Here is a 12,418-nt window from a genome sequence, read left to right as displayed (position 1 = left end):
GATTCTGATATAGATAGCGGCCGTTCTTAAGGACGCCCTACAAACGCAAATGATTACAGGAGATGCGTTATGCCTGAAGGCACCAAAAAACTTGGCGTACTCGCTATCGCAGGTGTAAGTCCCTACCAGGAAAAGCCGGGTGAGGAGTATATGAACGCTAAGCAACTGGGTCACTTCAAGACAATTCTTGAAGCTTGGCGCAATCAGTTGCGTGAAGAGGTCGACCGTACTCTGAGTCACATGCAGGATGAAGCAGCAAACTTTCCCGATCCTGTTGACCGTGCAGCGCAGGAAGAAGAGTTCAGTCTCGAACTTCGTGCCCGCGACAGAGAACGTAAGCTGATCAAGAAGATCGAAAAAACACTGCAAAAAATCGAAGAAGACGATTTCGGCTTCTGTGATTCCTGCGGTATCGAAATCGGCATCCGCCGTCTCGAAGCGCGTCCAACAGCCGATCAGTGTATCGACTGTAAAACCCTTGCAGAGATCAAAGAAAAGCAAATGGCGGGTTAAGCTGCCAAACTGGGCGGGGACTCCCCCGCCTACTTGTTTTTAAAGGCTAGGTAATTCATCTAGTTTAAGCCACGCTCACTTCATTTTATTCCCCGATTCGCTTTTATCTTTGTGTCCCTCTAAAATACCCGCACTTTTGCTAGCGCGATTCCGACACTCAGCCTAGATCTTATGCCTATGCCATTAACGCTTGATACTCCTAACCGACCCTATGTCGGCCGTTTTGCGCCCTCCCCCTCGGGTGCACTGCATTTTGGCTCACTGATCGCCGCCCTTGGTAGCTATTTACGGGCCCGCTCCCTCGGTGGTCAATGGCTTATCCGCATCGAAGATATCGATCCCCCTCGGGAGGTTAAAGGTGCTGCGGACGATATTTTACGCACCTTAGAAGCCTATAGTTTGGAGTGGGATGGCGCAGTGCTCTATCAAAGCCAGCGCACAGAGGCCTACCAGTCACACATAGATCTTTTACTGACCCAGGATAAAGCCTATTTCTGCCAATGTAGTCGCAAACTCATTCAATCTATGGGGGGCATCTACGATGGCCGTTGTCACCGGTTATCACAGGCCAAGGCTGCCAATGTGGTTAGTTCGGGGGCGGTGCGGATAGTCAATACGGCGCAAGTGCAAGAATTTGATGACAACTTAATGGGTCATATCTGTGTCGATACCCCATTTGCCGCGGAGGATTTTATCATTAAGCGCAGCGATGGCTTGTATGCCTATCAGCTCGCAGTAGTGCTGGATGACGCCTATCAGGGGATCACCGAAGTCGTGCGTGGTTGTGATTTAATCGAGGCCAGTTGTCGTCAATTGAGCCTATATCAGACCTTTGGTTTAACGGCGCCCGAGTGGCTACATTTGCCACTCGCCTGCCTGACACCTGGATTTAAACTTTCAAAACAAAACCATGCACAGGCCATAGATAAACAACATCCCCAAGCCAGTCTAAATGCGGCACTGGCGTTTTTAGGGCAAAGGCGCGTTGAAACCTGCGGCTCTGTGGCACAAATGCTTGAGCAGGCCGTGGCCCAATTTCAGTTATCAGCCATTCCTAAACAAGCCGAGATACTGATTGAGCCCTAAAGCCATTCAATACTGAGCAGGCTTTATCTTAAATAAATCGCAGTGTTCAGCGGAGACAAATGACTGCGTTCAAAAGATACAAATGACTGTGATCAACAGCAGGACTCTTGGTCTTGGGTAAACATAGCGATATACCCATTGGGCGACAATTGGTATATGATAGCCGCCAGATTTTTAATCACATAACAGATCACATTTCGAGGTGTCCCATTTTTCGCCGTATCAGCCAATTCTGCAAGCAGCTATTTGAAGACGCGCCTAAAACGACCGCTCCGACTCCAGCTCAGATTGAACCCCAAATCCCTGAAGTTTCTTCCGGTACCTTAAGCTTGGAGTTAGTGCCAAGAGATGCCCATTCCATCTCCCGCAAACAAATTAGCGAAAATGCACTTAAAGTATTGTACAGACTAAATAAATCTGGCTTTCAAGCCTATTTGGTCGGTGGCGGTGTGCGTGATTTACTCCTCGGGCTCGAACCAAAGGATTTCGACGTTGTGACCAACGCAACGCCAGAGGAAATCAAAAAACTGTTTCGCAATTGCCGCGTCGTAGGCCGCCGTTTCCGCCTTGCCCATATCGTCTTTGGCCGCGATGTAATAGAAGTGGCGACTTTCCGTGGTCACCACGGTGAAAGCAACGAAAAAGTCTCTAAGGCCAATGCTGAAGGCCGCTTACTGCGCGACAACGTCTATGGCGAAATTGATGAAGATGCCGAGCGCCGCGACTTTACAGTAAATGCCCTCTACTACGATATCAGCGATTACTCCATCCGCTGCTACGGCGGTGGTATGAGCGACCTCAAAGCCGGCACCTTAAGGCTGATTGGCGATCCTGAAACCCGTTACCGTGAAGATCCCGTGCGTATGCTCAGGGCGGTGCGTTTCGCCACTAAACTCAGCATGAGTATCGAAGAAGTCACAGCTAAGCCTATCAAACAGTTGGCTCCGCTGTTAAAGGACATTCCCGCCGCGCGCATGTACGAAGAAGTGCTAAAACTCTTCTTTGCAGGCAAAGCCTTAGCCAACTTCGAACTGATGCAGGAATACAAGTTATTCGCGCCGCTGTTTCCACAGGTCGATGCGATACTCAAAGAAGATCCCAAGGGTCCAGCGATGAAGATGGTGCAAGCCATCATGAAGAGCACTGACACCCGGGTAAACGAAGATAAACCCGTTACCCCTTCCTTCTTCTATGCCGCCATTCTTTGGTATCCACTGCGTCAACGCGCCGAAGATATCGCCGTTGAAAGCGGTTTAACCTTATACGATGCCTTTTTCGCCGCCATGGGCGATGTGATGGAGCAGCAATGCCAAACCATCAGTATTCCACGCCGTTTTAGTACGCCAGCGAAGGACATTTGGCAGTTACAGCTACGCTTTGACCGCAGCCAAGGTACCCGCGCCTTTAAACTGATGGAACATCCAAAGTTTAGGGCCGCCTACGACTTACTATTACTTAGAGGCGAAGCCGAGGGCGGTAATGTCGCTAAGAGTGCTGCCTGGTGGCAACAGTTTGTCGAAGCCGATGAAAGCGAGCGTTTAACCATTGCGCGCAGCGGTAATAAGGCACCTGGGAATCGCAATCGCAACGCCACCCAGCGCCGTCGCCGTCGTCCCAGCGCACCTAAAGCGAACGCAGCAGAATAATGACCCGAGTGTTTGTCGCCCTAGGGGCTAATCTTGAGGATCCTAAGACGCAATTGGACAATGCCACCGCCGCCTTGTCCGCCCTTGCGCTGGGAAATAGCCTAAAGGTTTCCCCCTATTATTGCTCGGCGCCCATGGGGGATGTCGTCCAGCCAGATTATGTCAATGCGGTAGCCAGTTTTGAAACGGATCTCGCACCGTTGGCCCTACTCGATGCCCTGCAACAGATTGAAAACACGCAGGGACGAGTACGTAAAGAACGCTGGGGGCCAAGAACCTTAGATCTCGACTTGCTGTTATATGGCGATGAAATCATCGATGAACCTAGGCTTAAAGTCCCCCATTACGGTATGAAGGAGCGCAGTTTTGTGTTGGTCCCTCTGGCCGCCATCGCTCCCGATCTTATCCTGCCCTGCAAAACTGCCCTTAGCAGCCTTATCAGTGAAAATATCTTGGCCGAGTTACAACTACTGGGCATTGATCATTGAAGTCCGTCCCCAGTTAGCTTATAACACCACTTCTATTTTGGTTTGAAGATCATCCATATGTCTAAAATTACTAGCTCAACCCTGTTGAAATACAAACAGGAAGGTAGAAAATTCACGGCACTGACAGCCTATGATGCCAGTTTTGCCAGCGCCTTCGATGGCGAAGGTGTCGATGTACTGCTCGTCGGCGACTCTTTGGGAATGGTTCTCCAAGGCCATGATGATACCTTGCCCGTGACCACGGCCGATATCGCCTACCACACCCGCTGTGTTCGCCGCGGTATCGAACGTGCTCTGCTGATCGCCGATATGCCCTTTATGAGTTACGCCACGCCAGAACAAGCTATGGTGAACGCCACTGAGCTAATGCAGGCGGGCGCTAATATGGTCAAAGTTGAAGGTGGCCACTGGTTACTTGAAACCGTCACTAAGCTCACCGAACGCGGTATTCCCGTGTGCGCTCACTTAGGTTTAACCCCTCAGTCAGTCCATGTATTTGGTGGCTTTAAAGTCCAAGGCCGCGATGCCGAAAATGCCCAGCGCATCCTCGATGAAGCTAAGGCACTCGAAGCAGCCGGTGCTCAACTTTTGGTTGTAGAATGCATTCCAGCGCCACTCGCAGCGGCGATCACCCAAGCCTTAACCATTCCAGTGATTGGCATTGGCGCCGGCGCATCGACCGATGGGCAAATTTTAGTAATGCATGATGTGCTAGGTATTTCAAGTGGTTATATTCCACGATTCTCGAAAAACTACCTAAAACAAACCGGCGAAATCCGCTCGGCCGTGCGTGCTTATATCGATGAAGTTGCCCAAGGAATATTCCCCGGCGACGAGCACACTTTTAACTAATAACCGATTTATGCAAGGTAAGGCCCAATGATCACTAGCGCCCATATTGATGATATTCGCACCCAAGTGCGTGCATGGCGTGCCAAGGGCGAGACAGTCGCCTTTGTGCCCACCATGGGCAATCTCCATCAGGGACATATCACTTTAGTGAAGCAAGCGGCACAAAAGTGTGACCATGTGGTGGTATCGATTTTCGTCAATCCAATGCAATTTGGCCAAAACGAAGACCTCGATGCCTACCCACGCACACTGGAAGCCGACAGCCAAGCACTCATGGCTGCGGGGGCGAAGCTGTTATTCACGCCAACGCCTGCCATTATCTATCCTAAGGGATTGGCGCAACAAACCTATGTCGAAGTGCCAGGCATTTCCGATGTGCTCTGCGGCGCAAGCCGTCCTGGGCATTTCCGCGGTGTTGCTACTATCGTCTGTAAACTTTTCAACATAGTGCAACCCGATGTCGCCCTATTTGGTAATAAAGATTATCAACAGCTATTAGTGATCAAAACTATGGTTGAAGATTTATCATTACCGATTGAAATCATAGGAGTAGATACCATACGGGAAGACTCTGGCCTTGCCATGAGCTCGCGTAATGGCTATTTAACGGCCGAAGAAAAAGCGGCGGCGCCCGCACTGAAAAAAGCCATAAATGCCATGGCACAGGGGATTTTGCAGGGTGAAACGTTCGAGCAGGTCATTGACCTCGCGAAGGCTAACTTAGTCGCGGCAGGCTTTACGCCGGATTACTTAGAAGTGCGCCACGCAGATACCTTAGCCAAAGCAGAACCTCAGGATAAAGCGCTGGTGATTTTAGCGGCGGCTTATTTAGGTAAGGCTCGCCTTATCGATAACTTAAGGTTTGACCGTTAATGGTGCAAACCCACTGAAAAGGAGCTTAGGCTCCTTTTTTTATGCCTTATCCCAATTTGGTGCTAAATAAGGCTAACGTCAAAAAATATCCATAGTCAAAAAACTGGTGTTATTCTTAAACTTACGCCATAGTAATGGCTAATGTTAACACTAAGTAACAACTAAACCTGCTGTTATGGGCTCACGCCAACTATAGTGTTTTTATAGTACAACGGCTCAAATTCAATCAAGTACCATGCCGATACGATAAGTTAAACTATCACCCAATATACAAAGGATTTGTAGTCGAATGGTTAGACTCATACTGACCCTTATTTGCGTTATGCTACCGACAGTGACTCAGGCCAATACTGTCTATAAATGCCGTAAGGACGATAAAGTCGTCTTTAGCCAAACCGCCTGCCCGCAGGAATATAGCCAACACAAACTTGAGTATCAGCTGGGTATAGTCACAGAAATTGATTCAGACAAACAAGATAAGCCAGTCGATCCGCTGCAAGCCCTGCTAAATAATCAAACCCTCTCTAGGGAAAAACTACTGCAATTACTCGACGGAGAAGTCTACCGCCTTAAGCAGGAAAACAGCTACTTCGAGATACTTAAGATTAGCGAGCTGCAAAAGCTAGAGCGTCAACGCTATTGGCGCAACAAAGCCAAAGACGATCCGGACTATCTCAGCCAAGTGAATAATATTAATGACCACTTCAATGGGCTGATCCTCAACAACGATACAGTGATGCAGCAATTATCCGCCCGAAAAACCCAAATCCTCACCGAAACTGAACCTAAACCCGAATAAATCTCCAGTAATAGAAAAGGCGACCCTAAGGTCGCCTTGTATTCAAAATTTACCCTTAGAATTGAGCCACGATAGGGGCTGAACACAAAGTCCCTTCCGTTTCGCACACTTGGTAAGTCACGCTGCTGGCCGTTGTTGTGAAACGATCGCGGTAGTTACCATCATTTTCAGTGGTCGCTACCCGCTCACCATCACGATAAATCGCAACGGTTTCACCTAAGGCGCTGTCCCAAACAATATCCACCATAGCGCTGCCACGGCGTGAGACTAATGCACGCGTGACCTCAGCATTGATGCTGTGTGCATAGACTTGCACTTCCATGGTGACAGTATTGCTGTGCTCTTGCGCGTCAGTCACAGTTAAAGCGACTGTGTAAGTGCCCGCTGCGGCAAACACATGGCTTGGGTTCATTTCTGTTGAACTTGAGCCATCACCAAAGTTCCAGCTATAGCTGACGATATCATCGTTTGCATCGGTACTAGTGTTCGTAAAATCAACACTTAACCCTTCGACGGCAAACCCAAAACCAGCGACGGGTGCTGCGGGCGAAGCCTCGCCTAAACCACCGATAACAAGGCCCCAGTTGTTGAGCGTACCCGTGTCAGCCGCGGCATTGTCATCCACAGTTAAGGACCAAGTCCCCTGTGCATTCTCACCGTCAAATGCACTTAAATCCCAACTCTTAACGATATTGTCGGCGCTGCCACCATCACGGTTATGCAGTACGACTTCAGTTCCCGCTGGAGAGGTTAACACCACCCGTAGATCACCAATCCAAGTATGACTGATATTCACATCGGCAGTCACAGCAAAAATCTGCACATCATCAGCCACTTCAATAGTGCTTACAATGCCATTGCTGTTGCTATCTGGGATAGCCACCGCGTTTTCATTCCCGTAGCTAAAGTCATTTAACCCCTGTGGGAACACATTGAGTGAAACCACTTTAGACTTCTCGATCGCGCCATCATTGCCCGTCACGGTAATGCTGTAATTCCCCCAAGCGGTTTGCGCGCTTGTCGCAACATCTAAGGTAAATGAACCACCCGCAGAAACGGTTGAGCTAGATAACGAAACCCCTTCGAGTGCAGGTGAAACACTGACCGTCAGTGCGACGTCACCATCCCAACCAGCTACACTGCCTACACTAAAGTTATAGCTTGCTGTGCTGCCCGCTTCGACCGATTGTGATGCTGGTGACACAGTGAACTTATAACTTGGTGAGGGATTGGCCTGCTCGAGGGCATTTGCCACATTGAGGCGGGTTCCGGCGACGGTTTTACCGGTTAAATCGGCGTTAGCATCGCCGGAGGCCATCAAGAGTGCTTTCATCTCCACTGGCGTTAAGTCTGGGTTGAGCGCCCACACGAGTGCCGCTGCGCCCGTCACATGTGGCGTCGCCATGGATGTGCCGGAATAGGTAGCGTAAGCACCACCAGGAACCGTCGACAAAATCGCCGAGCCAGGCGCGCCCATATCCACACTCGTTAATCCCCACTGGGAGAAATCAGACATATGATCGTTGCGATCGGTACTGGCGATAGACAGCACAACATCGGAATCATAACTTGAGGGATAGTGTGGGCTGACATCATTATCGACGGCATCGTTACCCGCCGCGGCAACGAATAAAATCCCCGCCTCACCACCAGCATCTATTGCATCCTTCAGGGCTTGGCTGAAGCCACCGCCACCCCAAGAGTTGTTGGTTGCTTTGATATCAACACCATGATTTAATTTTAAATTTGTGAAGTAATCAATACAAGCAATAGCCCCCGCCGTTGAGCCGTAACCATCGGCATCGAGGAACTGGCAAGCCGCAATTTTCACGTCCCAGTTTACCCCAACCACACCCACACCATTGTTACCCTTAGCACCAATAGTGCCTGATACATGGGTGCCGTGACCGTTACCATCCATTGGATTACCGTTATCATTTACGGCGCTGTAACCGTGAATATCATCGACCACACCGTTACCATCGTCATCCACACCATTGCCTGCAATTTCGCCCATATTGACCCACATATTGGCTTGCAGATCGATGTGGTTATAATCCACACCCGTGTCGATCACACCGACTACCACATCGGCACTCCCTGTGGTGATATTCCATGCTTCAACCGCATCGATATCGGCGTCGGCGCTGCCGCCGCTCTGGCCAGTATTATTCATGCCCCAGAGGCTCGTAAAGCTCGGGTCATCCGGGGTGCCAATCGCTTTGAGAATGTAGTTAGGTTCGGCATATTTCACTGCGGGATGACGGCTGATGACCTTAATGGCATCTTCAATATTGGCGCCTTTACGCAGTGCCAAACGGGCTAATTTTCCGTTTAATAGGTGGCTGAATTTATCATCCACGCCGTCGGCATTAGCGTCGGTTAAAGTGCCGCGGATCAAACGCTGGGCAGCGGTTCGCTCCGCCTTGGTGGCATTGTCTTTGTACACCACAAGAATCGAGTCTTTTTCGTAGACAGGGGCATCCTTAGCCATTGCGGGTAACGCTGAAAACGTCATTGCACCCGCAATTGCTAGGGCCAGTGGTGAGAGTTTTATCGACATAACAAATTTCCTATAGTCCTTTACTTTGAGGTTCCGGCACCACAATCCCGCAGAGTCCTCCAATAACAGAGTGCCAAGGAGAACTGACAAGGTAATAACCGGCGTGTTTACCTGCAAATTGTTGCCATAATGTTTCAACTTTAAAAAGGTGCCGCTGAGTAAATACGACTTAACTACTAGACCTAGTTGGCTAGATAAAACCCCCAATTTAATCGCAAAACCTAGATAAACAAATTTAGATTCAATTGATTAGCCATAGATAATCCCGCTGAGATTTAACTCACACTGAGGTAAATAAATACCCTTTCGGCCAATTGTCTCTCCCCACTATGACTCGTACCTTGGTGCCTGAGTTGAAGGGGTTATATTCGCCCCTTCCCAAACATCTATGCATACAAGGGGTCTTTTGTGCCAAATCCATATTCACGCTTTTTGGTACTGCTCATCTTGTTATGTAGTTGTATGACATCGTCCCATGCAGCCGATGTCAGCGAGTTGCCAATCACTCTGCAAGCTCTTCTGGAACGTTCTGGGCGCGATAATCTTATCGACCTAGTGCAGCAAGGAACCGCTAATCAGAGTTTACTGTTCCAATCCGGTAGCAATAACGACGCCTATGTGACGCAAGTGGGCATGGATAACAGCGCCCTTGTGAATCAGATTGGTTCAGATAATGAAGTCCAACTACTGCAAGTCGGCACTCAAAATACGGCTTCGATTACCCAGATTGGCAACGACAATCTGGTGCAATTGAACCAACTAGGAAGCGGAAATTTTTCGATAGAGCAGATTGCAGACGGTGCTGCAATCACAATTACTCAATATTAAACAGGGAGAGTCACATGAAATCACAAGCTAAAAAGTCATTAATTGCTTTAGCGATCACGGCGGGTTTAAGCGGTCATGCACTGGCAGCAAGTGTCGTCAGCGACATAGGTGTTACCCAGACCGGCCAAGGCCAAGAGGCACTCGTTGCTCAAACTGGCCTGCTCAATGCCACCACACTGGTACAAACAGGTAATGACCAAACCGCAACAGTGCTTCAGGATGGCGTATGGCATGAGGCTCAAGTTAACTCAACGGGCGATGCTAACGATGTGACTGTTAGCCAACAAACCGATTGGCATGTGGCAAGTGTGAATGTCACTGGCAATAACAACGAAGCCGAAGTGACTCAGGATGGTTTCTATAACCAAAGCAGTAACGATGTCGTTGGTAATGACAACCTGGTTTCTGTTAACCAATTAGGTGAACAGAACGAAAGCTATGTTGAAATCACTGGTAATGAAAACAGTGCCTTTGTAGAGCAAGAGGGTGATACCAACTTAGCCGTATTCCGTGTTCAAGGCGATAATAACGATGGCGACATCAAGCAATACGGTGATAACAACCAAGCGGGTTTAATTGCACTCGATCTGACCGCGAACGTTGGCAACAACAACGATGTGTCTGTTGAGCAAATTGGTAACAATAACTTTGGTGCCGCTAAAGGCATTGCGGGTAACGACAACAGCGTTGATATCTACCAAAAAGGTGATAATCACACTGGCTTTGTTTACGCCTTAGCGGGTAGCGAAAACGATATCACTATGAAGCAAGAAGGCAGCAATAACACTGCGTATCTTTCAATGACGACAGGTGATGACAACAGTGTCGATATCGCCCAAGACGGCGACAGCAATACCGTAGGCGATACCTTAGTGGCCGATATTCAAGGCAGCGATAACGATATCAGCATCAAGCAAAAAGGCGACAGCAACGGTGCTGAGTTCCAAGTATGGGGCGATAGCAACGACGTTGACTTAAAACAGCGCGGCGATACTAACTTCGCCACCTTTGGCGCTTATGGCACCGACAACGACTTCGACTTATCTTCTAAGGGTGATAACAACGAACTCGTTGCCTTCGCAACCGGTGAAGACAACAGCATTGAAATCAGCCAAGAAGGTGATGTGAACTTTGCTTATGTCGACGCAACGGGTAACGACAACGAAGTCGATGTAGAACAAGATGGCGACCAAAACGAAACCATTATTACTGTTACTGGTAACAACAATGCCGATGTGAGTGCACTGCAACACAATGGCGATCTGAACCTTATCGATTTAATCATCGAAGGCGATGAAAACGCAGCGCAAATCACTCAATCGGGCAGTGGTAACTGGGTCGGTGGCGATAGCGGCAGTTCATTCGCAGCCAGCTCATTTGCAGTCAGTGGCGATAACAACAGCCTACTCATCAGCCAAACAGGCAATGATAACTTAGTGTTAGGCTCGCAAGCGGGTGATAACAACAGCATCAGCGTGACCCAATCGGGTGATATGAACGTTGCGACTGTAGTGCAATACTAATCTTTATCGATAAACCGCCTTTAGATTAAAGGCGGTCAATAAAAACGGGAACATTTATAATGTTCCCGTTTTTATTTATACATGAAACTCAACAAGTTAATCGCTTATCTTTTATGGGATTATGCCCCTTAACGGCAAAAAGAGCGCCTAAGTGCAAAACTCAAAATGGGTTTGGTAGGTCTGCGCCCAACGTAACAGCTCAACACGGTTACGGGACTGGGTCTTGCGGAAAATAGAAGAGATATGCGCTTTCACTGTGTGTTCGCTAATGCACAATCTATGGGCGATTTCTTTATTTCTTGCGCCACTGGAAACGAATTGAATAATAGTCCGCTCACGGGATGTTAGCATCTGCAGCATAGCCACAGTATCGGCGGGCATCTCATTATTGCCATCTAACTTCTGTACGACGCGGCGAAACATTTTGCTCAGTAGAGTTCTATCGTACCACAGCTCATCGGCCACCATTTTACGCAGCCCAGTCAACATCAAATCCATCCGCTGATCAGCAAATAAAAGACCACGAATGCCGAGTAACATAGCAGACTCTTGATCTAAGGAATTGCGTTCAACTTGATAGAGTGCAACCGGAAAATGGGACACTAAACGGGACGCCAATAGAGGAATACCTTTGTTATCCAATGCCGCTCCTTTTTGCGCAATCAGGCAAAAACTGTGGGGGCTCTTATCTAAATTCAATTCAGCAGCGTGTTTAACTATCCGTGTTTTTATCCCTATGGACTCTGCGAGTATCGCTAAATGGCAAGGTGCAGCCACTTGATGTAAGAAAACCAACTCATTGATTGTGCTCACTTAACTCTTCTCCCTGAAAAGTACTTGTTTTTCTTTTGCATGAAACTGATGAAAATTGTCTTCAACGCATCATCAAACATTTCATTAACCTAGCCATTCTGACTAGTTACCCACTGAATGCCATAACCCAAATGTACTAATAATGACTATTTACACATAGTACATTCGACTAACTCACTAAGGCGTGGCACTTATATAGTGATAAATACTAAACCGTGACAAAGAAGATGTCAGCCACTACACCTTAGTCTATACCCAAACAACCTGGAGATGCAGGATTCAGCGGGAATTTAACGCACTTTAGGCAAGGCGGTTATTTGCGGACCTAGCGGGCTAAGTTAAAAATAACCAACGCAGTATAAAGTGCGTTAAAACCCGCCGGGACGGAGCGCCTAGGGCACTCCACTTCCGTGTTGCATCAATTCAAAAGGTGG

Annotated in this window: 11 protein-coding genes; 9 read left to right on the top strand and 2 right to left on the bottom strand. The window is 48.5% G+C overall.

What is annotated here, in order from left to right; genetic code table 11:
• Positions 1-69: 69 nt before the first annotated feature.
• The 7 genes from dksA to JFT56_RS03645 all read left to right on the top strand — a co-directional run bounded on the left by dksA (position 70) and on the right by JFT56_RS03645 (position 6,257).
• Positions 70-513 carry an RNA polymerase-binding protein DksA gene (dksA, locus tag JFT56_RS03675; RefSeq protein ID WP_007644947.1) on the top strand — a complete coding sequence of 148 codons (444 nt, stop codon included), beginning with the start codon at positions 70-72 and terminating at the stop codon, positions 511-513.
• A gap of 171 nt (positions 514-684) precedes the next feature.
• Entirely contained in the window at positions 685-1,599 is a 915-nt protein-coding gene (gluQRS, locus tag JFT56_RS03670) for a tRNA glutamyl-Q(34) synthetase GluQRS (protein ID WP_198782363.1), read from the top strand.
• Positions 1,600-1,748: 149 nt separating this feature from the next.
• Positions 1,749-3,245: a polynucleotide adenylyltransferase PcnB gene (locus tag JFT56_RS03665; RefSeq protein ID WP_198783489.1), complete on the top strand. Its 1,497-nt coding sequence runs from the start codon at positions 1,749-1,751 to the stop codon at positions 3,243-3,245.
• Complete coding sequence (gene folK, locus JFT56_RS03660; RefSeq protein ID WP_198782362.1) at positions 3,245-3,733, top strand: 2-amino-4-hydroxy-6-hydroxymethyldihydropteridine diphosphokinase; 489 nt, start codon at positions 3,245-3,247, stop codon at positions 3,731-3,733. The genes JFT56_RS03665 and folK overlap by 1 nt, the downstream gene beginning before the upstream one ends.
• A 57-nt stretch (positions 3,734-3,790) precedes the next feature.
• Complete coding sequence (gene panB, locus JFT56_RS03655) at positions 3,791-4,585, top strand: 3-methyl-2-oxobutanoate hydroxymethyltransferase (protein ID WP_198782361.1); 795 nt, start codon at positions 3,791-3,793, stop codon at positions 4,583-4,585.
• Between the two features lie 27 nt (positions 4,586-4,612).
• The gene (gene panC / locus JFT56_RS03650; RefSeq protein WP_198782360.1) at positions 4,613-5,458 is read left to right on the top strand and encodes a pantoate--beta-alanine ligase; all 846 of its coding nucleotides are present in this window, start codon (positions 4,613-4,615) and stop codon (positions 5,456-5,458) included.
• Positions 5,459-5,747: 289 nt separating this feature from the next.
• Positions 5,748-6,257 carry a DUF4124 domain-containing protein gene (locus tag JFT56_RS03645; protein WP_198782359.1) on the top strand — a complete coding sequence of 170 codons (510 nt, stop codon included), beginning with the start codon at positions 5,748-5,750 and terminating at the stop codon, positions 6,255-6,257.
• A gap of 55 nt (positions 6,258-6,312) precedes the next feature.
• Here JFT56_RS03645 and JFT56_RS03640 read toward each other — a convergent pair whose 3' ends face one another.
• Positions 6,313-8,820, bottom strand: a complete 2,508-nt coding sequence (locus JFT56_RS03640; protein WP_198782358.1) for a S8 family serine peptidase — start codon at positions 8,818-8,820, stop codon at positions 6,313-6,315.
• Between the two features lie 408 nt (positions 8,821-9,228).
• Here JFT56_RS03640 and JFT56_RS03635 point away from each other — a divergent pair, with 408 nt between their 5' ends.
• Together JFT56_RS03635 and JFT56_RS03630 are read left to right on the top strand one after the other, a co-directional pair.
• Positions 9,229-9,648: a curlin gene (locus JFT56_RS03635; RefSeq protein ID WP_198782357.1), complete on the top strand. Its 420-nt coding sequence runs from the start codon at positions 9,229-9,231 to the stop codon at positions 9,646-9,648.
• A gap of 14 nt (positions 9,649-9,662) precedes the next feature.
• A complete protein-coding gene (locus tag JFT56_RS03630) occupies positions 9,663-11,171 on the top strand; it encodes a curlin (RefSeq protein WP_198782356.1) in 1,509 nt (502 codons plus the stop codon).
• Between the two features lie 147 nt (positions 11,172-11,318).
• On the opposite strand, the gene JFT56_RS03625 is transcribed toward JFT56_RS03630, so the two are convergent.
• Positions 11,319-11,984: a helix-turn-helix transcriptional regulator gene (locus tag JFT56_RS03625; protein WP_198782355.1), complete on the bottom strand. Its 666-nt coding sequence runs from the start codon at positions 11,982-11,984 to the stop codon at positions 11,319-11,321.
• Positions 11,985-12,418 lie beyond the last annotated feature (434 nt).

The sequence above is a fragment of the Shewanella putrefaciens genome (assembly GCF_016406305.1).
Classification (GTDB): Bacteria; Pseudomonadota; Gammaproteobacteria; order Enterobacterales; family Shewanellaceae; genus Shewanella; species Shewanella putrefaciens_C.
The sequence above is the reverse complement of the archived record's forward strand: the minus strand, read 5'-3'. Positions and strand labels throughout refer to the sequence as shown.

What these genes read in the sequence shown, in the direction of transcription:
- panB (WP_198782361.1), top strand. Translation starts at nt 3,791, where the DNA reads ATGTCTAAAATTACTAGCTCAACCCTGTTGAAATACAAACAGGAAGGT.
- JFT56_RS03640 (WP_198782358.1), bottom strand. Translation starts at nt 8,820, where the DNA reads ATGTCGATAAAACTCTCACCACTGGCCCTAGCAATTGCGGGTGCAATG.
- JFT56_RS03645 (WP_198782359.1), top strand. Translation starts at nt 5,748, where the DNA reads ATGGTTAGACTCATACTGACCCTTATTTGCGTTATGCTACCGACAGTG.
- dksA (WP_007644947.1), top strand. Translation starts at nt 70, where the DNA reads ATGCCTGAAGGCACCAAAAAACTTGGCGTACTCGCTATCGCAGGTGTA.
- gluQRS (WP_198782363.1), top strand. Translation starts at nt 685, where the DNA reads ATGCCTATGCCATTAACGCTTGATACTCCTAACCGACCCTATGTCGGC.
- folK (WP_198782362.1), top strand. Translation starts at nt 3,245, where the DNA reads ATGACCCGAGTGTTTGTCGCCCTAGGGGCTAATCTTGAGGATCCTAAG.
- JFT56_RS03630 (WP_198782356.1), top strand. Translation starts at nt 9,663, where the DNA reads ATGAAATCACAAGCTAAAAAGTCATTAATTGCTTTAGCGATCACGGCG.
- panC (WP_198782360.1), top strand. Translation starts at nt 4,613, where the DNA reads ATGATCACTAGCGCCCATATTGATGATATTCGCACCCAAGTGCGTGCA.